The sequence below is a fragment of the Brucella pseudogrignonensis genome (assembly GCF_031454375.1).
GTDB lineage: Bacteria > Pseudomonadota > Alphaproteobacteria > Rhizobiales > Rhizobiaceae > Brucella > Brucella pseudogrignonensis_A.
Window position 1 is genome coordinate 728,158 of sequence record NZ_JAVDQT010000001.1, and the last position, 26,660, is coordinate 754,817.

The following is a 26,660-nucleotide window of genomic DNA, read 5'->3' on the forward strand; positions in this document are numbered from 1 at the left end:
CGTATCACTTTTCGTCACGCGCTAGCGTGTCGTTATTATTAATTCGACGAAAGGGTTCATCATGAACACCGGAACAGTTAAATGGTTTAACTCCACAAAAGGCTTTGGCTTCATTCAGCCTGATAATGGCGGACCAGATACATTCGTTCATATCTCAGCTGTTGAGCGTTCAGGTTTATTTTCCCTTAATGAAGGGCAAAAATTAACCTACGATCTCGAACAGGACCGGAAGTCGGGCAAAACGTCGGCTTGTAATCTTCAGGCTGCATAATGCTGCGTTTTTCTATTCGTCGACCACGGATGTACTGGCGATGAATGAGATGAATGCTCTTGAAAGGTCGAGTGCACGCTCGGCCTTTTTTAATTCGATTTTTTAATACGGAGTTTTTCTAAGGAGAGAGTTTTGGAAACCGGAAACGACAACTCCACAAATAGTAACACGTCTGGCCGCGAAGATCTGAATTCTTTAGCAGTTGCTCCACACTTGCATAATCTCCCCAAATCCTTGCCCAAAGAGTGGTCAAAGCTGTCAAATGTATTGCGACGGAGCGGTGGCGGCTGCTCAACTAGCCGTGCACGATAGATTAGCTTTAATTACGAGAGAGTAACGATGATTAAAGAGCACACTAAAGATACACTTTTCAAGCCAACTCTTTCGCGAATGGAAGTCCAGAAGGCCGCAACAGATCGAAGCGCGAAGGCGATCCTTAGCCACGAGCAGAGTTTAAAAAATGAAAAAACCCTCCGATTGAGGGCGGCTCGCATTGCACGCGATCAAAATGCTTAAAATTAAGGGAGATCCAATTGCAAGTTCTTGTCAGAGATAACAACATTGATCAGGCGCTCCGCGTTCTCAAAAAGAAAATGCAGCGCGAAGGCATATTCCGGGAATTGAAAGCCCGTCGGTCATTCGAAAAGCCATCTGAGCGGCGTATTAGAGAGAAAGAAGCAGCAATCGGCAGAGCGAAAAAGGATGCTAAAAAGAAAGCACAACGCGAAGGATTACTGCCTAAACCTAAGAAAAAGCCATTCTCAAAGCCTAATAGATCGCCCGCTCATAGCGATAGTGCTTCAGCCGCGGCTTAGAAATGATTAAGAGCGGCCCGAAGACCGCTCTAAAACTACCAAATATGATAAAATAACTAGAGATCGACAGGCTTGCCAGATTCTTCTTCTTCCAGTGTAACGGCAACATCTGCATTCGCAGAAAGTCGAACCTGCTTATCGCTTTCAATATCAGCAACAAATCCAATATCGATATAATGGTGATGATCTTTATGGGACGCCGAGTTATCGGTTTTCTTAAGCTTGATACGGTCACCTTCAAGATGATCAACCGTTCCAATGTGGACGCCGTCAGCGCCGATTACTTCCATATTCTCGTGAATTCTATGTTGCATGATGTATCTCCCAGAACACCAATCGGTTCTAGGAGAAGATGTAGGGCCTAAAGTCCTGGAGGCTATGGCTTAAAGCTAACTATTACGACCTCGCCCGCGTAGTCTTCTGCTCAAACACACGATCCATGCGCTCGGTGAGTCCATCGATGCGGTTTGCAACGCTTTCGATGGCGCGCATGATCTGTGAGGTCTGTTCCTGCATCCCGGCCTTTGTGGCGAATGTTTCGGCCGCCCGCAGCTTATAATCTGACAACTCCTGCCGCGTCAGTGCGGCAAGCGCTGTGGCTGCTTCGGCTTTGGCTCCGCATTCCGAGCGCACAGTCTTGATATGGCCTTCGATGTATTTCCAAAGGCCAAACAAAAAGCCAAACAGCATCACGATGAAGCCGACAACGCCCATGATTTCAGTGCCAGTCATTTATCATTACCCATCAATTCGTTCATTTCAGCATCCCTCACGGCCGTACCCGGCACAGCTTTTCCATTTTCTCATTCTCGGCCAGGATCTGGCGCTTTGTTTCTGACGTGTCGTCGTGGCTGGCATAGATCGCTCGCGCCACATCGCAATAATTACCGCTTGTCGCGCATCCACTTAGCAAGCCGAGCGTCAACAGCGCTGTCATCAAGACGGCTGACTTCATTTTCTATCTTCCGTGCTTTGGTTGCGGATTGTGCGTCGCGCGCGGTCTGAGCCGTTTTGCTGTCAGATCGGCCTTTCATATATGCACTGACAAGGACGGCCAGCGCCGCAGCGATTGCCACGGCGTAGCCTGTCATGCGTGCCTTTATGGTTGCAAACCAAGTCACGCCGCCACCCTCTTCAGCTCAAGCCTGCCTGTATGCCAGAGCCAGAACCCGCCACCGATGGCGACGAGCACAAGCGCAACAGTCAGGAATGCCCACGGATTCGAAACGGCGCTGATAAGGCCGGTCAGGAACGTTCCTCCACCAGCTGCGACAATGGTCTGCACAGTTTTATCCTTGAGCAGAGGCACGTCGTCAGGCTTAGCGTCATCAGGAGCAGCGGCCTTCATTTCGCGCGCAGCAATCAGACTGTCGAGGAAGTTGCGATAATAACCAGCGATCAGCGTGGCCTTGTCGGTGCCGTTGACGATGACACGCGCGCCTTCAGGATCTGCTTTGCCCTTGCCAAAATAATCCGTGAGCTTACGGCCCGTGAACTTGCCCAGCACCATGCCTTCAAAGAGGATGCGGATAGCAGTAGCCAGCTCCAGCGCCTTCTCTGGCACGTCAGCAATGCCGAACTTCTTATAGTTTTCCTCGCCAGTAATCTGAGGCAAGCCTCGTCCGCGATAGGTCCAGCCGTCGTTAACGCTGTCGTTACCCATCCGGCCGCCGTAGACCTTATTTGCAAGCTTTTGAGGCTGGCGAACGTATGGTTGTGCGCTGGCAACAGTTGGGAACCGCGTTGGCCAAACCTGCCTGATGCGCGCAGCAGACGAATAGTTAAGATCCTCAACAACCGGCTGCATCTTGCCGCCCGTCTCATGAAAGACAGTCGCGAGGATATACGCGATCTGTTCGTCGGGCAGATTACGGCGCTCGGCTTCGGCCAAGATAGCCGACGTGCCATCGACCTGAGCCTGGCTCAAGCGGCCGCCAAAAGGCGCGCGCCTCGCATACGCGAAGAACGTTGTTTTGTTCATTTGATTGTCCTTAAATTAGATAAGCGAAAGCCCCGCCGCGTTGATGCGTCGTGCCATTGTGTTTTGCTACTTTTTGATTGTCAGTATCTTGAAATCCGTAGGATGGTTACTAAATCGAAGCCGTCATTCCAACATTTAACGTTCGATCAAATGGAGGTTTCGATGAGCGACCGTTTGTTTGACAGTCCTGTTTTTGTGAAGGACGGCCCCTACCTTGTTCGGGAAATTGCAAGCGTCGGAGACGCGTTAGATTTTCTTTATGATTGGCCGGAATACGACCGTTGCCTCATATACGAAACTGTCTGGAAAGCGTGCTGCGACAGTCACGACGGCATTAAACCAGTGGAAGTAGCTGAAAGCGCTATTCGTGGCTTTGCGAAAAAAAAGGGAATTCTCGAAGAACCAGTAGTGGCACTACCTTGGATGAAGGGCAAGAAATCAGGGGGCGGCCTAGTTCAGGCTTGAAGGCGCATCATGATTTGGTTTCTGATATTTGAAGCAGGCATCCTTGCTACGTTCTCATGCGTGATAGTTAAGCTAGGCTGGAAAGAGATAAGGTATTACATGAACCACCGACGTATTTTACAGCGCTAAACTACAGCCCCGGCCCCATCGCCGGGGTTTTCGTTTGTGATTTCCTATTTTTGTGAGATAGTAGATGAGAGCAAATGAAGCCCCCGTTTCAGAAAAGCTCGGCCCGGTAGCGTCCGCAAGCGCCCGGGGCTTTATTTTGGTGACTATCTGTGTTTCAATTTTCTGGCGCAGGTGAGGTGTGACAATCCTAGCGGCATAGCCCCGGCACATATCGACCACCAGTCGCCCGGGGCTTTTCTTTTCAGGATACTCGGCTAGATTGCAGAGGCGCCAGACATGCTACAATCCTTGTCCGCGCGCAGCCTTGTCATGGTGGGGGCTATGACAAGGCTTTTCTTTTTCGTGTACCACACTAGTTTTCTGGTTGCGTGGGTATGTTGTGCGAATGTCTTCACGCAGCCTCGGATGTGACACCCCTCCATCCGGGGCTTTCCATTTTTGGGACCGTTCGGTAATAGAACTGACGCATTCAAAGTCGTCCAAAAAAAGCTTTGGTGCCGCCCTAGCTTGATCCCTCTCGCTGGGGCTTTTCTTTTTTAGCATCTTCTGTAATACATAAGACGCACTTAAGGCCGCCCGTCATAGTTGCCTTGGTGCAAAACCCCGGAGTGCACCCGCACCTTTCCGGGGTTTTCTATTTTAAGAAGCAAATTGAACCTTTTTTTCCCGCTAGCGCGTTTAGTACGTGGAGGAAATGCTATGGGTTGGTTCATTGGATTTATGACAACCGCATTGCTTGCGCTGATTGGCTTTATGATCTGGTCGGAGCACAATCACAGATGACAGTTTTCAATTTCACGTTTTCAGATCATGGATTGCTCATTGCAGTGGCTGTACTGGCAAAGGCTCTCGCATGCACTCTTCTTTGGTGGTTACCAAAGTGATTATTCTACATTGCGGGTCAACCTTAACGACGCAACTGGAAGACTCGCATAACCCCGGCTCATCCACCCCTGAGTCGGGGTTTTCTTTTTAGATTGCATAGCTATAAATGCAATGTGGCTTTGCGATGAGCTTACTCATCGCTTTGCTATAGCCCCGACGAGAGGGGAATATTTCGTTGGGGCAAATTTCAACACGGGGTGGCATGGCGCAGTTAGTACAGTTCTTTTCTACACACATGGGCGAATACGTTGTTGGCGTAGCAGTACCCATCATCGCTACGTTATTGTTGCTTTATTTTGCGCCAAGACGACGTCGCTGGTAAGCAGCACTCGTCAAGAACGTTGGACAGAGACACGTCCTGCCCTCTTTTGCTGGGCTTTTCTTTTTCAACTTTTGCGCTAGCTCACTTTGAGCGTGAAGACAGCCCGCAACTCTGTCCAAACGCAGCCCCAGAACAGCCCGTCAGCGTCTGGGGTTTTTTGTTGCCTTGTCATTTCCTTTAATCGCCCTAACTGCTTCAACAAGCATTGCTGAGGTGTTCCCTCCCCTTACCAGCGATGCACCCGACGCTCACTGGGCGGGCGTCTATAGCGTCGGGAGAGTTTTTTTAGGGAGATGCGGGGCTTAAATGTATCATCCTTACTTGGAAGATTTAGAAGCTATCGCGTTGGGCGTGAGCTTACTTGTGATCGTCGGATTGGTGGTAATTGGATCAATCACCCGAGGAAGCCTCTAATCTTCTTTTTCGGCATGAAAAACCGCCTCAAGGGCGGTGCGGTCGGTCAGGTTTTATGTGCGATTAAGCCGAAGCCCACCACATCCAAACATCGTCAAGCTGCTCAGGCGTAATTCCCATGACGCTCGACATCATGACGACGCTCTCATAAGTGCGATGAAACTCGGTAGCCTCCTCAATTTCAATGAGGATTTCCGGGTCGTCAGTATTTGCTTTTACATCATCTTTCGACATGCCGAGGCTGTGAGCACCTAACCAAATCTGACGGCGGGACAGTGGCGGCATCTGTGCTCGTAGTTCTTCCGGGGTGAGCGGATCAGGAGTTGGCGGCGTGTATTCAACTACCTTTGAGCCATCCCATTTACGATAACCAGCATTATTAATGAACACACGCCAATCGTCGTCGGAAATTTCAATTGCATCGAAGGGTATCAAGCAATCTGGGTTGTCCTTTTCACCGATAATAGGCAGATCATAGTTGGGATTGTCGTCTGAAGGTTCCGAAGCTTCGCCATAAACAGGCAATGTCCGCGATCCATGCACGTCCTCGGCATAGAAAGCCAATGGAAATCCCTCTAAATCAAAAACAGCGAACTTTTTCATCTGTTATCTTCCTATCGCATACCATGAGACAACGCAGTCACCGGAAGCAGCCACCGTTCCACCGTTTGATACGTTTCTCACTCTGACAATTATGTTGTTCAAATTTGTTGCACTATCGACAGTGACAACTAGAGTTGAGCTTCCTGTGAAAGCCAATTCAGCGGTTGCCCCCTTAGCGTATGCAGCATTAGGAAAAGTCATTGGGAGAGGTATTGATCTATCGGATGTTCCGTAGTTTCTTCCCCATTGGATAATAAGACCGTTCGGGAAACGATGGTACCCGTTTTCACCCAAGGATTGTGTTGCACCCAACGTCGCATATACGGCTGCGCCGGTAGTGTCGTCTAGGAACGACCGGGCAAATGCCGTCAAAGGCGTCAACCCAGCCGCAGATGCTCCTGTTAGATAGGGCATCTGATCTGCACCAGCTGTTCCAATAAGATTTAGAAGTGTACGAGCTGCTGCCGTAAAATCCGAGAGAGAAGCCGCTGTAGTGCTTGATAGATAAGGAAGCTTGTTTGCAGCGGCGGCTCCAGAGAGATTTAAGAGAGCAATTGCCGCGGCACCAAGATCGCTTAAGGCCAGATCACCATTCGCATCTGTGCGCAAAAACTTGTTTGCCACCAATGCCAGCGTCTTAAGCGCGCCATTCTCGTCCGTCTGCAATATCTGCCGAGCCGCCAACGTAAGCGCCGCCAGCTTTGCCAGACTGTCGTTCGGATCTTGGATGCCGATTTCATCCTCTGCTACAGCCTCATATTGACCCGCAGCATTACCGCGCAGCAGCTTCCCTTCTTCAACAGGTATGTCAGCTATGTTCGTAAGAACACCGTTGCCGAGAAGATCAATGATGGTTGCGGCCTGTGTAGGATACCGGGAAATATCGCCCAGCTGTCGAGCACGATATGGCCCGTCAACGATGGTCGCTCCTGTCCACGGCTCTGTGAGTGTCAACGAAGTATCGCTGTCCACGCTCGCGATTACTGCGGTCAGGTTTTGGATTTGAAGCGTGTCGCCTTCACGAAAGCGGGTGACTTCGAAAAGCGTACCTGTACCGGTTACCGTAACCGAACCCTGCGCAAGCGAAATCGTTCCGCTCGTATAATCCGAGAGGACTGCCATGGTTATTCTCCGAAGTTTGGAAAGTTAGAGCGTTGCTGCTATTAGTGAAATTTCACTTAGGGACGCCCAGAATGTAATACCTGATGCCGGTTGGGCCATTCAGCGCCGATCCGTCATTCTCTGCTCTAGTGGTGTTGACGGTGGCATCAACGTACCCGTTCTGAATCGATGTTAAGCAGCTTTGAATGCTTCGATCTTTCACGGTAATCTGGACGCCACTGACAGTGACCGATCGCAAGTATCCGAAGTCCATTCCCGAACGTCTGATGTTGCCAAAATCAGTGATAATTTTGGGAAATATGAACATCGAACCGTTTCTATCGTCATACGGTATTCGATGCGTGTTGCCGTGTGAAAAGCTGGAAAGAGGAACCCAAGCCTCATCCAAGATCTGAACCGTTGGGATACGCGTATCCAGAAGTATATCGTTATAATTCGGAGCTACATCGCTTGATCCCGGTCTTTTAAACTGAATGTGACCATTAGGCAGTTCACGCATTACACGGCTTCCGCCAGTGGTGTAATCATCGGGTCCAGCGCTATAAAGCATGTATCGAAGTGCAAACCCAAAGGTACCGTTACACCTTAATCTAATTCCGCCCGGTTCAACCTTGTAATCAACCTGACAATTTGCGCTTGTTCCAATTTCACGCGCATAGTTCGGCGGTCTTTGGAAAACACCCTGATTGTCTGACTTAAAAAAGGCATCCAACAACATATTCTCATTTAATGGAAAATCTGTCGTATTCGGTATGAACAGTTCAGTTCCGGGATTGATGTTTCCTGTCTCTCCAAACATCACACACTTAACTGGCGACCAGTCACTGTCAAAGATCATATGACGCTGATCATTGCTGGAGACTTTACAGGTCTTTCTAGCCAATACCGCGCGCGTGTTCGAGATATCCATGGCCACATCACCAGTGACAGCGCCCCCGTTTGGTGATGACATTGGTTCAGGCCCGCTCGGCAAGTCCCAAATCATTGTAACCACGCGACTTGTATCGGGTGGCAGATCATCAGATGCCGGGCCGGAACCAGATCCTAACCTTATAGCCCAACCCGAATAATTAAAATTCGTGCTGATCTGATTTACGGTCATCAAATGTGGTGCACCAGTGTAGCCTGACACCTGCGCTAAAAAATCACCGCTGACCATCGAAAAAGACACGGCCCCTTGCGAGAGATTTTGTGGCGCAGAAAGTCTTACAAGTCGCGACCATCCGTCATCGTTAATGTAACGGCTATCGGAGAACGGAACATAAGGCCCATTAAAAAAACGTCCAATTAAACCAATTGGCTCCAAAAATCTGTTATTGTTCGTTATCTGCCATGACTGAATGCCCCACTTGCAATTATTAAGGCTTGTTCCTTCCAGAATATAAGTGTTCTTGTTTCCGCTAGTTGACGGTGGATAATTGGCAAAAGTTACGTTTGTGAAAAACCAATCATCCCAAATGTATGAAAGTTTGTCGTTCTCACTGTTGAAGAAAAACTTTTCATATTGATTGTTTGGAACAGTGAGAAAGTCGTCAGAGTTGTTCTTCATGACTTTCATTATCGGCCCTTTACCGCCGACCCAGCCATAGACGAGATAGACCATTAGACAAAAATCCTGATGAACGAATTATTCCCATCTCCTCGAAGTTCGAGCTTGTCATTGTTGGACAATAGACGGTCGAACCTCAAAGTGCCGAGGCGAACACTCTGCATGTAAACTTCATCATTCTGGGTGACGAATGGGTAAGTGTATCCTCCTTGTCCATTAGGCCGAGCGATTGCAAATTGATTGGAAACAACGACAAACTGGCTATCTGTCGGCGTGACGTTGACGAACCAGCCAGCTTCTTTCCAACCATCACCGCTACCTAAACGGGCAAAAGCAGAAATCTTGACTGACGACCCACCACTGCCAGCCGTTGCCGTCATGCGCCAAGTGGCATTAGCGACCTCTCCATCAACCGATGCGTTGACCTCTGTCAAAGCATTGGAAATAGCGGTCATATCGCCTTCAACACCATCAACTCGGCTCTGCAATAACGTGACAGTGCTCGCATCGGCTTTTGTGCCAAGGCTTACATTGATCTGCGTAAGCTGTTGGCCAATCGCGCTATTCGGGCCTGTGGCAACGAAAATGTCTTCTTTCCACGAGGCTCTGGCATTCCCGAACGTGCTGGTGAGTTCACGACGCACCGCCTGCACATTTGCATATGCCCCAAACAGGCCATTAGCGGACGCCAGAGCGTTCTCTTGTCCTTGGCGGATAAGTTCACGCTTATCTTCTGTCATGTAATTGACGAGGCCTTTCAAGCCGTCATCCAACTGCCCGTAATCGACCGGGCTGTCATCACCTGACGTTTCTTGTGTGAGAACCAGAACGGGCGACGACCAATTAACAGGCCGCGTTCCTGCCGCCACTCTGATGCGATAACGAACGTTCCATTCTGATTTGCTGGTTAGTCCGTTGACGATCTGGAAAACAGTCACATCACGCGGCACATAAGCCGTGAATATCTGCAACGGGTCATTCTCCGGCCAATACTGGATTTCGACGCCTTCAATGGTCGTATCAGTGATTTCGTCCCAGAACAGACGAATGCCGGGGTGTTCCTGACCATCATCTCCAATGACCTTATTCGGGATGGCGTTGAAGTTTGAGAGTTGCGCCTGATACTCCGGTTGACCGTTTGGGATCGGAATTGGTGGATTTGTTTCGTAAGCCGTGGGGTCAAAGATGCCGTCTCCCACTTCCTGCCACGAGATCGAAACATCGCGAACGCTGTCACTGCCCATCGCGCCGAGAGACTTGGACTGGATCTGAAACTTGACCGTGCGGTTATAGCGATCAGACTGCCATTGCACCCACTGCCCGACCTGAAGCGAAAGGAATTTCGGATGAATTGTGAAGCTGCCATTGGCCTGATAGCGCGATGCACGAATAGCAATATCCGCAAGACGGTCACCAACGCGATGATCAGTAACAGCAGTATAATCCACCTTGGATGCAAGGCGTTCACGATCCTGCGCAAGCGCCAGCGCATCAATGCGGGTTGTCAGTGACGTGGTCTCATAAAACAGATCGGGGCTTACATATGAAGCCGCGACCGTGTTCACCAACTCCGTGCGGGTGCGTGAGAACGAAAGCTGGAAAGACTTTTCCCAAGCAATGTCATCGTCAGTGATTGTCGCAACAATAGCCTGATTTGCACCAACGAGCGGGTATTCACCTGATACGGCTTCAATCCACGAACCGGCGCACGCTTCACGCAAAGGCGTCATATTGGTTTCGTGGGTAACGCCATCACCAGATGACGCAATCAGAGCAGCCGTATAACGCTTGCTGCCGTCTGGCATGGTTTCATCGCAGATATTCATCGCGGTGAACCATTCAGACAAAGGCAGAAGGCTTGCAGCCACTCCGCGACCGATAATCTTTTCAGTGCCGTTAAACAAGCCGCGTTCCAGATTATACATCATCACGGCATTGTTGTTGCTGAACTCCCACGTGCTTTGGTCATTCCAACGATGTGAACCAAAGCCGCCGACCGAGCTATCTTTACGCGGATCATATAGCGGTGCGCCACGCACTTCGAACATGAGGCTCGGAACAGATGTAAGATTATCCACGTCCGTCATCGTCGTGACAATTGCATAGCACATGCCAGCGCCACGATGCGCTGAAGTCCAACGACCTGCCGGATTGGCATAGGCAATCAATGCAGGATCAGCAGTCTGATCGAGCGTACCCTGATAAAAGCGCACAAAGCACTGACCGCCGTCCTTCACGCCAAGAATACGCTGACCGTAGATGCGGCCCTCGTCGCCTTGCTGATCTGGTGAAAGAGATTTCCACTCGCCGTCCATCTGAACGCGCAGAAGCTCAAGACAACGGAAGTCAGACAGCTTGAATACGTCCTGGACAATGTGATTGCCCTTGTCGAACGCATTTCGATAGACGTGATGGCCCATCGTCCCGAATACGCCCAGACCGACCTCACGCACGAGGTTTTCGCCGTATTTAACTTCGGTCGCAGATGCTTGTGATTTTGGCTTCTGCTGGAAGATTGTGCCCAAGGCATACTTAGCTGCGACCGCCAATCCGCCCAGAACAATGTTCGCAAGAACCGTACCGCCAAACAGCCAGGAGCCAAAGCCAACAATGCCTGTCACAATAGAAACAGGGTCCGCCGCCGCTGGCGAAGCCAGAAGCGCGAATAAAATCGCCAGAATGTAAAGCATCAGGAAACCTTGAAAGCTCGCTCAGCCATCATGCGTGGCAGGAAGCGCAAACCGTCCTCACCTTTCACAGCGAAGCCGTATTCACAGAAGTAACCGACCGTGTTCTGGTAAATGCCAACATCACCACGTCCAGCCATTGCGACCGGGATTTCTGCGAACCGATCAGCCAGCACCGCACCAAGGCTGTCATAGCCACGCTGTTTAATCAGGCGATAAGCACCGGCCTTGCTCTTGTACTTCCCGCGAATATCCGCAGCTGGATCAATGCTAGTCATGGATTCTATCGCGTCACAGGCGGTCAGGAGACAGTCAGACTTCCCCCAAACCAGAGGCGTGTTTATGTGCGCCTCCGTGACAGCCACGAGGCGTTTTTCCCATTGCTGGTGCATGGCGGTCCTTACTGTCAGGAGTGCTTATTGATAAGGCGTGATGTAGAAGTTCTCACGCTTCACGGTCGAGGCGTATTCAAAGAACTTGTCGCCCGGTGAGATAAGCTGCTGATCTTCGTGTGAGGCAGTGCGATAGCCGTCTCGGTGGTTTTCCAGTGCTGACGTTTCCACATTGGCTTTGAGAACCATTTCGCCGCCGTCAATGACGTGATCAACCGTGTCGATATATCCCCGATACATCGGCTCGACATGAAGAAGTTCACGGGTATCAGGATCGAAATATGCATCGTACAGAATGACCGTGCGTCCCTTATAATCAATGCTTTCGATCTGAGCGAGCTTATCAGGCGTTACACCGTAATCCGCCGCTGTCGGCATGGTTATAGTGATCGGCAAAGCTTCCGCACCCATCTGGTACGGCGGTTCCTCAATCGAGAGAAGCTGGTTCGGGATATAGGTATTGCCGTTCCATGTGAGATTAGAAGACCCGTTCCACATGTACCAGAAGCCGGTTCCGAAGTGGAAATCACCAAGGGAGCGCACAACAATGCGCCCCTCCTCCAGCAATTGCTGTAGACGAGTTGGGAAAGCCATGAAGCCTATTCTTTCTGCAACAAATGATTAAAGTGCGTCGAACGCGAAGAACTTTAGGGGGTATTCAATGAAGCGATTAACCAGTCTTATCGCCTTAACTATCGCCGTCATCCCAAACGCCGTGCTTGCAAATCAAAAGCCAAGCCATGAGGAACAGTGGTCACTCGCCCAGCAAGTGAAAAGATGCTTTCGATTGCCACTCAATGAGTCCGGTGAAGCCGTCATCCAGTTTCGATTACTTGAAGGTGGGAAAGTAGGCGATGTTGAGCTGGTAAAAACTGGAACCCTGACGAATTATGTAATCGGTCTGGCAGGCATGCGCGCAGTCAAAACATGCCAGCCTTATAAAACCTCGATTACCGGGAAAATTCGCGTTCCATTCATTTTTAAAGCTACAAAACCAGCTACTTCGGCACCTCAATAAGCTGGAAGGTCGCGGTAGGTCGCGGCCCTTTCGTCATCTGGAAGCTGTCTTTAACCAACCGCGTGTTCATTTCCGGCTGTTTGAACCGTGCCGTTGCTCCAGTTGCGATGTAAGACGCGATCGGCTGATCGACCTTCACAGCCATCTGAGTGCTAACAGCTATTGCGCCGCCGCCAAAAGCTATCTGCAAGAACTGCCGATAGTCACCGCTCTTGAGCGAGAACATATCGCCATCCATCAATTGCAAGCCGGGAACGACACCGGTCAATTGAACCGTATAGCCACCTGTCACCGTCCCGCGTGATGCGGTACCGGTGATGCGCGGGTTGTTGGGATCGCCCCAATAAGCGCGAGGAATGCAGATATGTTTCGGACGATAGACAATCGTTTCCATTCCGCCCTGTGCAGCTGCGATGAATGCTTGAAGCTGAACGGCCTCACTGGCCTTCATCGGCAGTGTTTCCATGTCCACGGTGCGATACCGATCAGCATATTCAACGGTCGAGAGAACTCGACCGCCGAACTTTGTCTGACTGGTTGGAATAATCAGCTGCGGATATGACGGGACAAATCGGACCGTTGAGAGGAGATCGATCATCGCACCAACCCTCTCCGGTTCGCCTGTTTACTATCCCGCGCAAAGCGCATCGGGCCTGATTTGTCGTATGCTTTAACAGTGCGCGAACTTGTGCTTTGAGACACGTTCTCAACATACGAATGGAAGTTGCCGTCATTTTCGAACCGTGTCACAACATCCACACGCATTGGTACAGCTGCGCTTGTTCTTTGCGGTGTCTGCAAAGTCGGCATTGAAGGTGCTCGTAAACTCGGTGTACCATTGGCAAATGCAGGCAAATTATCTTTATTGATGGCTTCCAGAAGCCCGCGATACTTGGCTGTTGAACGAGCGTTAGTGATGAACTCTCGGTTCGATACTCTCGCAAGGATGCTGTCGCTTCTGCCGGTACCACGCCCCCGAATGAGGCCGGGACCTGGTCGCGATGGTGTTCCGTTGGCAAACTTTGGCAGCCCACCATCTTTGAACCCCATAAATCCACCAAACAGACTGCCCGACTTGCCGAACAGACCGTCAAACAAGTTGTTCAACGTCATGTCCAGCAACTTATCGATCAGCTTTTGAACAGCATCGGTCAGGGCTTCAACAGCGTCTTTTCCAGATGACAGGTCAGTAACAAGCCCCTTGAACGCGTCCAGCTCCGTGCTTCGCCATTCTTGAGACTTTTGCCTTAGCTCGCCCTGTGCTTCGTTGAGCTTATTCGCTTCGGCAGTTGCGAGCGCCCACTGCTGAGCAGTCTGAGCAATCTGCGAACGAAGCTCTGGAGTTATGGCAATGCCAGCCTTTTGAGCCGCGTTTAACAGTTCCTGCTCGGTGCGTGCCTTCTCAGCTGCAAAGCCGTAATCATCAATTAGCGGGTTGATCTGGCGAAGCGCTTCTGTTTCGGCGACGAGTGCTGCGGTGCGGTCGTTAGCATCCTGAACTGTTGTGTCGAATTTATCAGCCGGTGTCTTTTTTTCTTTCTTCGGCTTTTTGCCTTCCGCTGTTCGGCTTTCCTGTGCTGCAAGGTTGGCTTTCGCGATGCGGTCGATAGCTTCTTCTGTTAACTTCGTTCCATCCTTGATCGCATCATTCCGAACGCGAATACGCTCCATTTCCAGAGCGTGTTCTTTCTTGTTCAAGGATGCCTTGCGGAGAGCTTCTTTTTCGTAGTTCGCCGCTGAAATTGCATTCAAATCAACTCGGACAACATCATCTTTTGCTGATCGGCCCATGTCAGCGCGCGTGTCCGCCAACCTCGCCTGTAACAGGCGGGCGGCTTTCTCTGCTTCAACCAGCTTACCAACGAAAAGCTCCACGGAACTTGTGAAAGATTCCCAAGCAGGGTTTGCGCGTGTGATGCCGTCAAGCTCTGATGCTAACTTTTGCGCAGTAATTGCACCTGAACGGAACTGTTCGCCAAGTAATCTTACCTTATCGACTTCATCTTGCGGAACGCCTTCAAAGCTAACATTTCGAAGATTATCGAACTGATCTATAACGGTTTGAGTGGCTTGTGCTATTTCCTCCAACGAAAAAGCGATGCCGCCCTCAAGCTTCTCAGGGAGTCCGCGGGCGACCTTTCCGCCTGCTTCTTCGACTGCATCGCCCGTGTCTTTTGCTGCGTCCTGAACTTCTTTCAGAGCTGCGGCATAAACTTCTGATGCTTCACTGGCCTTCCCCACGGTGTTATTGTAGAGGATCAGAGACGAAACAACCGCGCCACCAATAATCATACCGACAGGCCCGGCGGCTGCGCCTAAACCACCAAATGCAGTTGCCAAACCTCCCATTGTCTGGGCCGCAGCAAGTGCTTTTCTGAGTTGGCCAAGAGCCGTTATTCCAAGCCCCAGTGTATGGATCATACCAAGTAATGATCGCCCAACCAGTGCACCAGCTATAACTCCAGCAAGTCTTAATCCGTTGTCGGCTACCTTGTCGAAGTTGTCAGCAATCATGACCAGAGCTTCTGAAATTTTCGCCGAGACGCCAGCAGCACTGTCTGCATTTCCAACGTATTGCAGCAAAGCATTATTCAGAAGTGTAAAGCCGTCGCCGATGGTAGCGGGCATGTCAGCTGCTTCCTGCCGCAGTTTCTCCATCTGGCTCGATAGGCCACGCACGATGTCTTGGCCTGTAATTTTACCTTCCGCGCCGAGCTTGCGTAACCCACCAACAGTTGTTCCAAGACCAGCGGCCAGCGCTTCTGCGGCTCGCCCGCCTGAATCAATAACCGTGTTGAGGTTGTCGCCTTGAAGTTTTCCAAGCGCCATAGCTTTAGCAAGAGCGTCAATCACTCGTGCGGCGCGATCTCCTTTGGCACCGGACACAACGAGAGCGTTATTTAAAGCCTCGGTGTAGTTCAGAGATTCATCAGTATTGTAACCGAGCTCACGAAGAGCGGTCGCATTAGAAAGGTAGCTTTCAGCAGTCTGTGAAAGGTCGGAATAGGTACGGCGAGCCATCTCACCGAGACGCCCCATCACCTCCGTGCCTTTATCGATTGAACCTGCGGCAAGATTGACGCGGGACGTCATATCCGTCCACGTATCGGTCATCTTGCGAAGCTGATCGACACCCAGAGCAGCGCCAAGTCCGGCAAGCGGTGCAGTTAAGCCGCTGAATGATCGCGTGAAGATGCCGTCCAGATTCTTATTCATCTGGCGAGCACGACGCTCAATCGCATTAAACTGACGGTTTGAAACATCGTTGGCACGCGCCAAGCTTTTTTCAAACGACTTGAAGTCAGCAGAAAGCTGAACAACCAGACTTTCAAGGTCGGTTCTTGCCATGGTCAACGATGTCCTGATAAGAAAAAAGCCCGCACGAATGCGAGCTTGGGGAAGCTGATGAAATTATTGATTGGTGCAGCCTGCATCGCGATTATCGCGTTTGTTGGCTACTATTTTTGGAATGCGCAAAAAGATGAACGACAGCAGTTCGCTGCCAATTGTCATTCAATTGCCCTGAACGGCCCACCAGATGAGACGCCAAGCGACAAGCGCTTAGCATCAAAAAGAATTCAAGATTGCGTTGATTTTCTCAAAACTGGCAAACTGCCTACAAAGCACTAACCCGACGCTACCAATAATCCACGCCTCCCAGCGAACACATTGAAGCTATTCATCCGGCATTAAACCTAGAATAAACTAGACAACCCCAAATTGTTTTTGCATGTCTAATGCATCACGTATTCGGGGGATATTATGCTTTGGTTTTTAGTTGGCGTTGGCGTTTTAATTGGCATCGTGTGGGGTTTAGCAAAAAGCAGTAAAGACGACGACGGTCTACCCGCTCTTTCGGGTAACATTACAGTTTCAGGCGACGGTGAGTATGACTTTAATGTTGTAGGGGAATCTCACTATCAACGCGCGCTTGAAGACATCGCTGGAAGAAGCGACGAATCTGCTGAATATTACTGCACAGCGAAGCTAATTCCTGAACCTACTAATGAATACGATAAGCGAGCTATCCGTGTAGATATAGATAGTCGCCCCGTAGGTTATATTCCCAGAGATGTAACATCTGATTTTCACAATATCCTAAATGGAAGATCCGCGGCAGTAGACGCAGTCATTTTGGGAGGATGGGAAAGAGGACGGCGCGGCGACGGACACTTCGGGGTCAAACTTGATGTGGCGTATCCTTTACGAGTGCAATAGGCGATCGCCACATGACACGGCAAGTCAGGCCCGTCGAAACGGGGCTTTAAATTAAGTTTGGATTCAGCGCCTAAAGTTCCTATTTATTCAAGATGCCTGAACTACTTGGGAGCAGAATGAAAAACTTAAAAAGATTATTAGTGGCACCGTTTGTCATACTCCCGACATTCGCAATGGCCTCTGATGCGGAAACAGTTATTGGCTTGGCTACAAAGTGCTGGAAGATACCCGAAGATACTGACTATAGTCGTGCTTCTGCAACTTTTGAAGTTTCTTACGACGGTGAAGGTGAGCTCACTCAGATTTTAACGGTCGAGTTCCAACCCGTACGTAAGGCTGGAGAAATATTCGCCGTTTCTGCGCAAGACGCTATCGTAACTTGCGCGAGCAAGACGTCAGTTCGTTCAAGAACGGTCCGGGTCGTAATGAGGTATACTGAACAAAAGTCAGATGGACCTCTCATTATGAAACGCCCGCTTCGTTAATCACCCAGCCTTAATCCAATCCCAAAGATCGTCTTTCTCGGATTCCGAAAGCTTACTAGGTTCGTCTGGCGTGTTTGCTTTGATGTAACCGTCAAGCGCTGCCATGTACTGCCACACCGACATTCGTCGAACGTCTTGCGGTGTATAACCTAAAACTGCACCGTTTCCGTAGATTGCGGCAAATCTGATTTTTCCATCGGGAAGGCTGTCGATGCGCTCTCCGTCTGACTTGCCGCTCCCTGCTCCCCCACTGGCTCCTCCGGCACGCCTTGAATACCAGCCTGTAATATCGCGATAGCAAACAAAAGGTTCTCGGCAGGAGGGCGCTTTTCGACATAACGCTGCACCAGCTTTGTTGCATCAGTCGGCTTCATATCGCCGCCAATCAGGCCTTGCCGAATGACATTTGCGATATCGCCGACGAAACACTGCTTCGATATCAGGCGTTCAAGGATAATCCAGGGGCCTGAATTGCAGGCCTCCTGGAGTGCTTCGAGTTCGCCCCATCCAAGGCGGAAGGTGTAATCACCATCCGCCCAGGTTAGCTCGATCGACGCGTCGCGCATTATGGCGTAGCCGGTGTAGAAGTACGAACCATGACACCGTCAGACTGCAAGCTGACATTGAGCGTCGCGCGCTGGCCATTGGTTGCGCCCGCCTCAATGCTTTCAACATGCATGAAGCCGGTCCAAGTAATGGTTTTTGCAGGAAATTCCCACTCTACCTTCACTGGAATGGATTCGAGACTGTCGACCGCATCTAGCCAAACATCGACGCTTTCAGCGGCAAGTACGCCTTCACCACTGATACTCATCGAAAGGCTGGTTGCATCGCGACCGACCCAATCGACTTTGTCAGTATCGGTACAGTCAGGAACATTTACCTCTTCGAGGCCCTTGTTGATTGTAATAGACCGCTGCGTGAAGCCGCATGGGTTTTCGTATACAATTGGATCGGCATCGTTGCCGATAAGGACGCGGAATTTGCCGCCCTTGATAGTCGTTGCTTGAGCCAATTCGGCCTCCAACAAAAAAGGCCGCCCATGGCGACCTTATAAGAGAATAAGTGGTGAAATCCGGCTGTGCGGGCTACGGCGTCTCAATGACGGCCGTGTATTGGATCGAAGCCTGATTGATGCCGGGAGCGCGGATATAGTCAGTCCGCCAATAATCGAAGGTGACGAGAGCGTTCACCGCTAGTGGCGGCTCCCATCGCTTCAGCGCCTTCGTGACAGCGTCAGCGATTTGCCGAACCTGTTTCTGACTCGGCAACGACGACCAGCAATTAATCTGGAATGTGACGTCAACCGCATCAACGCAATCGGCGCTGTCATCCGAGGATGAGGCGCTGCCAAATGAAACATACGGATAGGTAGCGGCCGGTATATTGCCATTGGGATCGGCGGGAGGATTGTCATAAACCTTGTCGACGCCGATTAGCGTTGTCAGCGCAGCATTCTGCGATAACCGCGCATAGATCGCGGTTTGAAGTTCCCATACCGGGTCCATCCATCAGCCTCCTGCGGCTACTGTTTTCGCTGCTTTGGTGATGGCTCGACGAATACGCCGCTTCGTCTCTTTGTCTTTTGCCCGCCAAGTAACGTAGAAGAAGGGCTGTTTTCCCTGACCGGGATTCTTCGTACCGGGAAACACGCCTTTGTTGGCAAAGCCTACTGTACCGAATTCAATCCAGCGCGCGTAATAAGCTTCTTTATTGCCTGCATAGATCGTGATCGTCCAGTCAGCTGCAAGGCTGGCTTCGACGGTTGCGATAACCATGCTGCCCTTTGGCGCTTTACCCCAAGTCCAACCGATACTTTTCCTTAGTGCGCCGTCGTCTTCAGCAACACGACGTTTCATCATATCGACGATATCGTCAGCGCCCTGCTCCATCGCACCACGAACCATGTCGCGAGCGACTTTCGGCAAGCGTTTGAATTTCTGTTCGAGTTTAGCAAGCCCCAGAATTCGAGCGCCGATAGCCATCAGCCACCGCCCTGCACGACAGCGCGCATTTCGATGTACTGATTAACCTCGTCGGGGTTCGCACAAGACTGGATCTCGTAAACAATGCCAGTTCGCTTGTTTCTCGCGCGCCATGACGGCGTAACGCCTCGTGTTTGCGGTTCACTGCGAACAACAAGCGTATAAGGCTGGATACCTTGCGTACGAGCGGCGATGTCCGTTTCGGAGCCGAGGCGGGGCTGCAAACGAGCGGCCGTTTCGAACTTGTCGACCCAATCCTGGCTAGTGCCGCCGCCCTCGTCCCTCACCGCTTCACGCTGCTGAAAGACGACGATGTTGTTGAGCGCGCCTGCGCCTTTACGTGTCGCCATCCTTCTCACCTTTTCTCGGAGTTTTCAGGCGAACAGCCTTGTTTCGTTCGATTGCAGCAGTTGCGCAAGGCGAAGTCACAAGGCCAGACCAGCCAGCCTTATAAGCAATCGTGACTTGCGGGAGCGGCTTCCAATCAAAGTCTTCTGAGAAGCGGACGTGGGGCATATTTCCCTCCTTCGCTCGACACTCACGAGCGAGTCTGATCATATGGCGACAAAGACTGGAGAAGCGCGGTTAGAGCAGAATTTAAACGCCAATCAGCCGCGCGCGTGTATCGATGATTGCAGAACAGAACGAAATTTTTGATGAGTTTCAAATTTCCCTGCTTGTCAGAAAACATGGATGGTCAAATCTTGTACTGAGCTTACCGAACAACACGCATACTTCAGTAGTGACCGATGTATTTTCCGACATCGTCAACAATATTCTTACGTGCTGCGAAGCAGTCATCGACAATCATCAACATACTCAGCCGTTTTATGATGATCCGGGTGGATCAGTCTGGAGACTGAATCCAGATCCAATCATGAGGCATCTTGTACGCGTCAGGATTTTTGATCTGCCGAACAAAGCCGGCCAATTCGCGGAATCCGATCTAAATAAGCCGGTCGTCGATTTGCTCACTAAAAGGAAGCATTTGCTTCTCAACTTCATGATGGAGCTATTGAGAACCAAGCTCCTGTATGCGGATGCGTCATTTTACAAAGACCGGCAGGCCTTTCCGCATGATCGGTTTGAGTGTGTTTGGAACAAATGGGCAAAAGCCAATATTGGTTGCCCATTCTCTCTGCCGAGCTAAATATTCATTCCCGCCAAACCCGGTACGCCGACAGCAGAGCACGAACGTGTCTTGGCAGCACTGCGTCTCCGCTAGATGCCGTGTCAGGCTCGCGATTTTCGTAAAGGTCTGCACCGACGAGCAAGATTGCAGCTGAAACAGCGTCATTAACGACGATGCCATCAGGTAGTGATGGCGTTTGACCAGCCGCCACGACCTCTCGATCGAGGTATTCAGTGACCACAGTTTCCGCGGCCACCAGATAAAGAGTCAGCTCGTCGTCTTCGTCGTCGTGAAAAACGCGTAGGTGGCGCTTGAATACAGCAAGATCAATCAGAGCCATCACCACCACCTTCAGGTGGCACTTCCGGCTCCGGTTCGGGCTGAGGATTTGGAATAACGACCCCGGCGCCGATGTAGCTGGCTACCCGCCTCTTACGCGTCTTTGTCGATACTGCCATCTGATTTCGCCTTCCGCTTGGGCTTTGTGCTATTATCTAGCGCGACGCCGTCCGCTTCCTTAATCACGTCAGTCTTGCCGTCCAGCGAGACAAGTCCCTGCGCTTCCAACTGTCGAGCTTCGCCCGCTTCAACTTTGAAAGATGGGCTCTTGCGGGTTTTCAGCTCTTTGCCGAGAGCAAAGGTCTTCAGGGCTTTGACTTCTAGAAAATCGGTCATGTTCTCTCCAATCTGGAAAAGGGGAGCCGAAGCTCCCCACCCCAATTAAGCGCCTTCGACGTCGCCGGTTACGAACGACTCTGGACGATAGACGGCGAACGCCAGTCGCTCTTCCGCGCGGATCGTGAACATATTCTTTTCGAAGTCATCCACGTTCTCGCTCGACAGCAGCACTTCGATATCGAGGCGATCGAATATCTGTGCAGCGAAGCTGAAAGCACCAGTGAGGAATTCACCTGCGGCCATAGCCTGTGTGGAAACCACTGGCAGGTTCCAGAGAGTTGGAGTTAGCGAACCCTGCGGATTACCGATGATGTAATTTCCACCAAGATCCTTGGTCAGCTCGATCTTCGCCCAATCGATCGGATTGAGAACAAATGCCGTTGCCGGATACTCGGCGAGTACGACCTGAAGGATGGCCAGACGCAGTCGGTCAATGCCGGTTTCATTCTCCGCGGCGAAGGCCGGATTGAATGCGGTCGCCTGCGGAACCAGACCGTGAATGTTCTGACCAGTGCCAGAGCCATTAAGCAGCTGATTTTCTTCCGCGAAGCGCAGACCGTAACGAGCGCGGCCATCGATATAGGAGCGAAGTGCCGGTGCATCATCGAGGATCTGGCGCGAAGCCTTGAACAGATGCGCAATCGTGCGAACCGGCGCAGAAGTCATGTCGAACGTCAGGTCCGAATATGGCTTCGCAGTCGTTTCAGCGACAGGAGCCGCATTGTTCGTGTAACCAGTTTCCTTCACATACTCGATTGAGCTCGAAGAAGTCTGGCCCGGAAGCACAAGATCGCGGATGGTCAGAGTCCGCTCTGGCAGACCAAAGATACCCGGCACGCGTGCACCCGGTACGAGAGACGTACCCTGACTGCGTCCAGCGCCCACTGTAGTGTTGGCCGAAGTGATTGCAGCGCGATCTGCCGTCACCTTGATTGAACCGCGAGACGAACCTGTCAGCATACCCGCCTTATAATCTGCAGAGTCGATAACCAGATCGCCAAGCGACTTCTGTTCGTTCGCGCCTTCTTCCTTTTCGCGGGCGGCACGCTTTTCAAGGTCGCCAAGGCGTGTGGTCATGTCGCCGAGTTCAGACAGAGCCTTATCGGTCTTTTCCTTGAGCTCGGCAGAAACCTCTCCGTTTGCAGCAAGTTTCGACGTAAAGTCTACCGCGAGATTGCCGACCTGTTCCTTGATGGAGGCAAGCGAAGTACCAAGCTCGCCGATCTTATCGGCAAGTACATTATCAGCCATGTGTGGCTCCTTAGATTTTGATGAGTGGTGTGTTTGCTTCGGCCAAAAGCCGGTTTAGGGCTGCCAAAGCAGCAGCATCCGTCTCGACGTCAGGAGCCCCCTGACCTTCCTTGAGGTAGAGCCGAGCGGCCCGCTCTGCCTCAGAATTCGACAGGTTTAGAAGACCCTTCAAACCATTCTCGAATTCGCGTTTGGTAATCTGTTCGCCTGTTGCCATTTTCGAGGCAAGAAGCGTGGCTGCATCTGCCTTTGCGGCATTAGATGCTTTCACCCGGCGCACATATGTTGGTTCGGTATCGGCACCAAAGCGGGCCAATGTCTCATCAAGCGTTGCGACACGATCGGCCATACCCAGCTCAATGAGCTTTTCAGAGTAGAAAACCCGCCCCTGACCGAAGTCGGCTTCGACGCGCGCTTTGGTGATGCCGCGACCTTCGGCAACGCTCGTTAGGAAGCGTTCATACGAGCGATTCACGCTTTCCTGAATATAAGCCAGCGTTTCCTTGCCAAGCGGCTCAGTTTCGTTGCCTTCAACCTTATGCTTGCCAGCGGAAATATACGTCCGCTTGACGCCCGCCTTATCCAATGCAGCGGAAATATCGTCATGCGCTGTGTAGACACCGATTGAACCTGCTCTGCCGGAAGGCGTCACAACGATTTCGTCAGCGGATGAAGCCAACCAGTATGCGGCACTTGCAGCGAGACTGTTGACCTGCGCGATGATCGGCTTGTCGCCTCCGCGTAGCTTGCGGATCTCCGTTGCCAATTCATCCGTACCGGGAACGGAACCGCCAGGGCTATCAACATCGAGCACCACGGCCTTCACATCGTCATTAGACAGCGCCTTGTGAAGCTGCCGCTTGATGCCAGCGTATGAAGTGCCGCCGCTCATCGCAGAAAACATGTCCATACGGTCAGAAAGCACCCCATAGACAGGGATCACAGCGACCTTACCGTCGGTTTCAGCGATCTCTTTCGCCCGAGCATCAGAAACAGCAGCAGCAAATTCAGACGTCACGAACTTATCACCGGCAGCACGAGCTGCGATAACATCCGCAAGAACTGCCAGTTTTTCGCGCTGAATCGCCCACGGCTCAGCCTCAAAGGCTGACAAAATTTGTTCGAATTTCATAAAGTATCCTTAAGCAGCGCGCGTTTCGGGCGCGTCATCAAGCGATGGTCCGCCGTTGTGGCCGATGCCGTGCAAAGGTTGCATTGTTCCGTTGACGATGAGTTCGTCACCGCCCGGCTTCGACGCTTTGTTTTCGTAACTTCTGGCCTCATTCGGCGTATAAATGCCGTTTTGAACCATCCGTTGAAGGAATTCAGCGCGCGCCTGGCTATCGCCTCTTAACAGGCCTTCCATGTTGAACTTCACGACAGTCGTTTTGCGCGTCTTTGCGTCCAGCAAATCGCGATAGACTGCCGATTCAATGCTTCTTAGCAACGGAGTTAAGCAGGTCTTGGTGAACTGGAGGATCAGTTGCTCAATGCCGCTACCCCAGGTCGTCGTCCCGTTTGACGCATGTCCGATCATGACAGGAGGCACGCCGAAGATGCGGCAGATCTGCTCAACGCTGAACTGGCGTGTTTCGAGCATCTGTGCGTCTTGCGGATTGATTGTCAGCTGCTGGTATTTAAGCCCAGCTTCTAGAACAGCAATCTTACCGGCCTTATCAGACCCAGCAAACTGACCAAGCACCTCACCGAGCTGTTTGCGCTGTTCGGGTTTTAGGATCTGGTCAGATGAAAGAACGCCCGCAACCTGCATGCCGTTGGCAAACATTTTGCCAGCCGTCTTTTCACCCGCAAGCGCGTTCCCGACAGTGTTCCTGACAACGCCAATTGGCGAAAGACCTCGATCACAGCCGGGAATTACCATGCCGCGAACGTGGAACATCTTGTCTTCGCTGATACGTCGGATCGTGCCGGACTTGCCCTTGGCGGTTTCAGTCACTTCGTAATAGCGGTTATTCCTGTCGTCGCGGCAAACCTTGACTGCGAGAGGATGAAACGGGTTCAAAGCAGTAAGCCTGCCCCCGTTCATCTTCTTTTCGGCGAAAAAGTTTCCATCCAGACAAAGGCACATCGCAACCATGGCCCAAAAATCAGACGCCGTGTCATCAAGATTGGGCATATCGTGAAGCAGCTCATAGAGAACGTTTTCACGATCGATTGTGACGCCATCGTCTTTGAACACGTTGCATGGCAGCGTTTTCACAGAATTGGATACGAGATTTACGCACGCCCATACGGCATCAAGCTCAAGAGCTTTTTCATAAGTAACTTTTTCACCTGACGTCGTTCCAAGGCCGAAGAAACCGCGCCAGAACTCGCCGTCGGTGAGCTTGATGGGCTTTCCGACCCATCTATCAATGAAGCCCATATTCGCTCCGTCGTGAGTTAGGCGATGACCACCATGTTATTGATGAAGTCATCTAGGTTTTCTTCAGGCTCAATCGGAGTGTCCATCGCAGCACCAATAGCCATTGCGAGCGCGACAGCCGCGTCGATGCGCACCGAAGCTTTCGTTTTGACAAACCATCGGTTTTCTTGCGGATCGTGATCGAACGTGGCGCCCATGAGCGCAGTCATCAACACCGGGTTTCGCCTCATGCGAATGCGCCCGTCGATGATCATGTCTTCTAGCGCCAGCACCGAACCCGGCATCCACAAGCCTTGCGGCGGTGGCAGGCCAGCGGCTTTTGCGGCTTCAACCTTAGCTGGCTCAGGTTTAGCCCTGACCTTGCCGCCCTGCGGATGTGCAACATGGTCGACTTCAATGCCGAGCGCGTCGACCTCTTCGCGGAATTTGTCGTATGCGTAGCGGTCGTAAGCGATGGCTTTGACTTCGAACTGCTGATCCAACTGCTGAAGTCGTGCTGCAACGAAGTCATATCGGACACGTTTGCCGGGAGTGGCATTGAGCCAGCCTTGCTGCACCCATAACTCATATGGCGCTTTGTCGGCCTGCGCTCGGGCTTGCAGCGTTTCCTGTGGCGTCCAAGCCTCCACCCACGCATCAAAGGTCGGTAGACTGACTGTAGCTCCGTCATCGCGTTCCATTTCCATGAAACCCGTAGGAACCACGCAGGCAAGAACAGTCATATCCTTACTGCCCGAAAGGTCGACACCCATGAAAACCGGCTTGTCAGCGTGTTCCTCTTCGGGGTCGAAGTCATCCATGACGCTTTCGACAGTCTCACGCGGCATCCACGCCTTATCGGCATCTGTCCAGCAGCAAAAGTGCAGACGCAGAATGCCGTTCAGCTTGCCCGGCATTTGTTTGGCCTGAGCAACAACGCCAGCAAGATATTCCTGTGTCAGAATCACACCGAGAAGTGGATTAGCTTTCTTCCAGCAAGAAGGATCATTCAGAGGGTCGTCGCCCTTATCGAGTGCACAAACCCATGCAAACGTCGTGTCGTCGATGACTTCACCGACGTAGTTAAACACCTCGTCTGGCGTCTGCGTCCCGGCTGCAACCCGAACTGCGTGCTCGTGTTCTTCCCAGCAAATGCTGTTCTTGTCGCTGCCAGAGTTCGTAATCATCAAAAGCAGTGGCTGGCGACGAAACTTGAAGCCACGCTCCAACATTTCCATCGTCGATCGGTCTGGATGCTCATGCACCTCATCGCAAAGCGCGAAGTGTGGACGAGGACCAGAACCCGACTTTCCCGAATCCTTTGAGATCGGACGGAAAAACGATTGCGATTTGTGGTGCGCTATATTGAACTCACGCCCTATACCGCCGCTGAATTTCACACGATGCATCAAAGCGGGTGCAGCTCGGGCCATTTTCACAGCGTCCTGGAAAAGAATGCCGGCCTGTTCTTTCTTTGCAGCGGCAGCGTAAATCTGCGCGCCAGCTTCCTTGTCGGCGATCAATCCGAACAAGCCGACTCCGCCAGCGAATGGCGATTTGCCGTTACCCTTGCCTTCTTCGATGTACGCACGACGAAAACGGCGGGAACCGTCCTCACGCTTCCAACCGAACAACGAACCGAGCTTGAATGCTTGCGATGCGTGTAGCTTAAAGGGCTTGCCTTCAAACTGGCCTTCTGAGAGCTTCAGGCGCTCTTCGAAGAAGCGGAACACACGATCCGCTTCTTCGTCGTCAAACCAGAGCCCGCGCTCATGTCCTGTCGCCAGATCGTCGAAATGACGCTGGCATGCGTTCCGAACGTGCGGGCCTGCAATCTCAGTGCCGTCAAGGACAGCTTGCGCGTAAGCGCTCACACGCTCCAGCGCAGGCATA

At 51.6% G+C, this 26,660-nt stretch carries 32 protein-coding genes; 7 read left to right on the forward strand and 25 right to left on the reverse strand.

Annotated elements, in window-relative coordinates:
- Positions 1–61: 61 nt before the first annotated feature.
- Positions 62–271, forward strand: a complete 210-nt coding sequence (locus J2782_RS03520; protein ID WP_310010179.1) for a cold-shock protein — start codon at positions 62–64, stop codon at positions 269–271.
- A 533-nt stretch (positions 272–804) separates the two neighbouring features.
- Positions 805–1,086, forward strand: coding sequence for a 30S ribosomal protein S21 (gene rpsU, locus J2782_RS03525; protein ID WP_310010181.1), 282 nt, complete (start codon positions 805–807; stop codon positions 1,084–1,086).
- A 56-nt stretch (positions 1,087–1,142) separates the two neighbouring features.
- Here rpsU and J2782_RS03530 read toward each other — a convergent pair whose 3' ends face one another.
- From J2782_RS03530 to J2782_RS03545, 4 genes are all read right to left on the reverse strand, one after another.
- Entirely contained in the window at positions 1,143–1,400 is a 258-nt protein-coding gene (locus J2782_RS03530; RefSeq protein WP_310010182.1) for a DUF2171 domain-containing protein, read from the reverse strand.
- 82 nt (positions 1,401–1,482) lie between these two features.
- Entirely contained in the window at positions 1,483–1,818 is a 336-nt protein-coding gene (locus tag J2782_RS03535; protein WP_310010184.1) for a hypothetical protein, read from the reverse strand.
- Between the two features lie 152 nt (positions 1,819–1,970).
- Positions 1,971–2,207, reverse strand: a complete 237-nt coding sequence (locus J2782_RS03540) for a hypothetical protein (protein WP_310010186.1) — start codon at positions 2,205–2,207, stop codon at positions 1,971–1,973.
- A complete protein-coding gene (locus tag J2782_RS03545; protein ID WP_310010187.1) occupies positions 2,204–3,067 on the reverse strand; it encodes a chitinase in 864 nt (287 codons plus the stop codon). The genes J2782_RS03540 and J2782_RS03545 overlap by 4 nt, the downstream gene beginning before the upstream one ends.
- Before the next feature lie 162 nt (positions 3,068–3,229).
- On the opposite strand from J2782_RS03545, the gene J2782_RS03550 reads away from it, so the two are divergent.
- A complete protein-coding gene (locus tag J2782_RS03550; protein WP_310010188.1) occupies positions 3,230–3,532 on the forward strand; it encodes a DUF982 domain-containing protein in 303 nt (100 codons plus the stop codon).
- A gap of 1,813 nt (positions 3,533–5,345) precedes the next feature.
- Here the strand turns inward: J2782_RS03550 and J2782_RS03555 are convergent.
- Genes J2782_RS03555 through J2782_RS03580 form a run of 6 tightly spaced genes read right to left on the reverse strand, consistent with a single transcriptional unit; the run spans position 5,346 to position 12,229 of the window.
- Entirely contained in the window at positions 5,346–5,885 is a 540-nt protein-coding gene (locus J2782_RS03555; RefSeq protein ID WP_310010189.1) for a hypothetical protein, read from the reverse strand.
- A 3-nt stretch (positions 5,886–5,888) separates the two neighbouring features.
- Complete coding sequence (locus tag J2782_RS03560; RefSeq protein WP_310010191.1) at positions 5,889–7,007, reverse strand: gp53-like domain-containing protein; 1,119 nt, start codon at positions 7,005–7,007, stop codon at positions 5,889–5,891.
- 52 nt (positions 7,008–7,059) lie between these two features.
- A complete protein-coding gene (locus J2782_RS03565; protein WP_310010193.1) occupies positions 7,060–8,610 on the reverse strand; it encodes a hypothetical protein in 1,551 nt (516 codons plus the stop codon).
- Positions 8,610–11,246 (reverse strand): phage tail protein, encoded by a 2,637-nt coding sequence (locus tag J2782_RS03570; RefSeq protein WP_310010195.1) that lies wholly within the window; start codon positions 11,244–11,246, stop codon positions 8,610–8,612. Before J2782_RS03570 ends, J2782_RS03565 begins: the two co-directional genes overlap by 1 nt.
- Complete coding sequence (locus J2782_RS03575) at positions 11,246–11,635, reverse strand: DUF6950 family protein (RefSeq protein ID WP_404989589.1); 390 nt, start codon at positions 11,633–11,635, stop codon at positions 11,246–11,248. Before J2782_RS03575 ends, J2782_RS03570 begins: the two co-directional genes overlap by 1 nt.
- A gap of 24 nt (positions 11,636–11,659) precedes the next feature.
- A complete protein-coding gene (locus tag J2782_RS03580; RefSeq protein ID WP_310010199.1) occupies positions 11,660–12,229 on the reverse strand; it encodes a hypothetical protein in 570 nt (189 codons plus the stop codon).
- Between the two features lie 67 nt (positions 12,230–12,296).
- Between J2782_RS03580 and J2782_RS03585 the strand changes: the two genes are divergently transcribed.
- On the forward strand, positions 12,297–12,653 hold the full coding sequence (locus J2782_RS03585) for a hypothetical protein (protein ID WP_310010201.1): 357 nt from the start codon (positions 12,297–12,299) through the stop codon (positions 12,651–12,653).
- Here J2782_RS03585 and J2782_RS03590 read toward each other — a convergent pair.
- Together J2782_RS03590 and J2782_RS03595 are read right to left on the reverse strand one after the other, a co-directional pair.
- A complete protein-coding gene (locus J2782_RS03590; RefSeq protein ID WP_310010203.1) occupies positions 12,634–13,251 on the reverse strand; it encodes a hypothetical protein in 618 nt (205 codons plus the stop codon). The two genes, J2782_RS03585 and J2782_RS03590, sit on opposite strands and share 20 nt — an antisense overlap.
- On the reverse strand, positions 13,248–16,001 hold the full coding sequence (locus J2782_RS03595) for a tape measure protein (RefSeq protein WP_310010205.1): 2,754 nt from the start codon (positions 15,999–16,001) through the stop codon (positions 13,248–13,250). Before J2782_RS03595 ends, J2782_RS03590 begins: the two co-directional genes overlap by 4 nt.
- Before the next feature lie 57 nt (positions 16,002–16,058).
- Here J2782_RS03595 and J2782_RS03600 point away from each other — a divergent pair, with 57 nt between their 5' ends.
- Both J2782_RS03600 and J2782_RS03605 read left to right on the forward strand, forming a co-directional pair.
- Positions 16,059–16,283: a hypothetical protein gene (locus tag J2782_RS03600; RefSeq protein ID WP_310010206.1), complete on the forward strand. Its 225-nt coding sequence runs from the start codon at positions 16,059–16,061 to the stop codon at positions 16,281–16,283.
- Between the two features lie 132 nt (positions 16,284–16,415).
- On the forward strand, positions 16,416–16,871 hold the full coding sequence (locus tag J2782_RS03605; protein WP_310010207.1) for an HIRAN domain-containing protein: 456 nt from the start codon (positions 16,416–16,418) through the stop codon (positions 16,869–16,871).
- A gap of 634 nt (positions 16,872–17,505) precedes the next feature.
- On the opposite strand, the gene J2782_RS03610 is transcribed toward J2782_RS03605, so the two are convergent.
- The 6 genes from J2782_RS03610 to J2782_RS03635 all read right to left on the reverse strand — a co-directional run bounded on the left by J2782_RS03610 (position 17,506) and on the right by J2782_RS03635 (position 19,857).
- Positions 17,506–17,922, reverse strand: a complete 417-nt coding sequence (locus J2782_RS03610) for a gene transfer agent family protein (protein ID WP_310010209.1) — start codon at positions 17,920–17,922, stop codon at positions 17,506–17,508.
- The gene (locus J2782_RS03615) at positions 17,922–18,371 is read right to left on the reverse strand and encodes a phage tail tube protein (RefSeq protein WP_310010210.1); all 450 of its coding nucleotides are present in this window, start codon (positions 18,369–18,371) and stop codon (positions 17,922–17,924) included. Before J2782_RS03615 ends, J2782_RS03610 begins: the two co-directional genes overlap by 1 nt.
- Before the next feature lie 73 nt (positions 18,372–18,444).
- A complete protein-coding gene (locus tag J2782_RS03620) occupies positions 18,445–18,864 on the reverse strand; it encodes a DUF3168 domain-containing protein (protein WP_310010211.1) in 420 nt (139 codons plus the stop codon).
- Between the two features lie 3 nt (positions 18,865–18,867).
- Positions 18,868–19,341 carry an HK97-gp10 family putative phage morphogenesis protein gene (locus J2782_RS03625; RefSeq protein WP_310010212.1) on the reverse strand — a complete coding sequence of 158 codons (474 nt, stop codon included), beginning with the start codon at positions 19,339–19,341 and terminating at the stop codon, positions 18,868–18,870.
- Positions 19,341–19,691, reverse strand: a complete 351-nt coding sequence (locus J2782_RS03630; protein ID WP_310010213.1) for a head-tail adaptor protein — start codon at positions 19,689–19,691, stop codon at positions 19,341–19,343. Before J2782_RS03630 ends, J2782_RS03625 begins: the two co-directional genes overlap by 1 nt.
- A complete protein-coding gene (locus J2782_RS03635) occupies positions 19,678–19,857 on the reverse strand; it encodes a hypothetical protein (RefSeq protein WP_310010214.1) in 180 nt (59 codons plus the stop codon). The genes J2782_RS03630 and J2782_RS03635 overlap by 14 nt, the downstream gene beginning before the upstream one ends.
- Before the next feature lie 112 nt (positions 19,858–19,969).
- On the opposite strand from J2782_RS03635, the gene J2782_RS03640 reads away from it, so the two are divergent.
- Complete coding sequence (locus J2782_RS03640) at positions 19,970–20,491, forward strand: hypothetical protein (protein ID WP_310010215.1); 522 nt, start codon at positions 19,970–19,972, stop codon at positions 20,489–20,491.
- 4 nt (positions 20,492–20,495) lie between these two features.
- Here the strand turns inward: J2782_RS03640 and J2782_RS03645 are convergent, their stop codons facing one another.
- Genes J2782_RS03645 through J2782_RS03675 form a run of 7 tightly spaced genes read right to left on the reverse strand, consistent with a single transcriptional unit; the run spans position 20,496 to position 26,659 of the window.
- Positions 20,496–20,813, reverse strand: a complete 318-nt coding sequence (locus J2782_RS03645; RefSeq protein ID WP_310010216.1) for a head-tail connector protein — start codon at positions 20,811–20,813, stop codon at positions 20,496–20,498.
- Entirely contained in the window at positions 20,800–20,931 is a 132-nt protein-coding gene (locus J2782_RS03650; RefSeq protein WP_268900948.1) for a hypothetical protein, read from the reverse strand. The genes J2782_RS03645 and J2782_RS03650 overlap by 14 nt, the downstream gene beginning before the upstream one ends.
- The gene (locus J2782_RS03655; RefSeq protein ID WP_310010217.1) at positions 20,906–21,148 is read right to left on the reverse strand and encodes a hypothetical protein; all 243 of its coding nucleotides are present in this window, start codon (positions 21,146–21,148) and stop codon (positions 20,906–20,908) included. Before J2782_RS03655 ends, J2782_RS03650 begins: the two co-directional genes overlap by 26 nt.
- A gap of 45 nt (positions 21,149–21,193) precedes the next feature.
- Complete coding sequence (locus J2782_RS03660; RefSeq protein ID WP_094544629.1) at positions 21,194–22,402, reverse strand: phage major capsid protein; 1,209 nt, start codon at positions 22,400–22,402, stop codon at positions 21,194–21,196.
- Between the two features lie 10 nt (positions 22,403–22,412).
- On the reverse strand, positions 22,413–23,534 hold the full coding sequence (locus J2782_RS03665) for a S49 family peptidase (RefSeq protein WP_310010219.1): 1,122 nt from the start codon (positions 23,532–23,534) through the stop codon (positions 22,413–22,415).
- A gap of 9 nt (positions 23,535–23,543) precedes the next feature.
- Complete coding sequence (locus tag J2782_RS03670; protein ID WP_310010220.1) at positions 23,544–24,788, reverse strand: phage portal protein; 1,245 nt, start codon at positions 24,786–24,788, stop codon at positions 23,544–23,546.
- 17 nt (positions 24,789–24,805) lie between these two features.
- Entirely contained in the window at positions 24,806–26,659 is a 1,854-nt protein-coding gene (locus J2782_RS03675; RefSeq protein ID WP_310011054.1) for a terminase large subunit, read from the reverse strand.
- Between the last annotated feature and the right edge of the window lies 1 nt (position 26,660).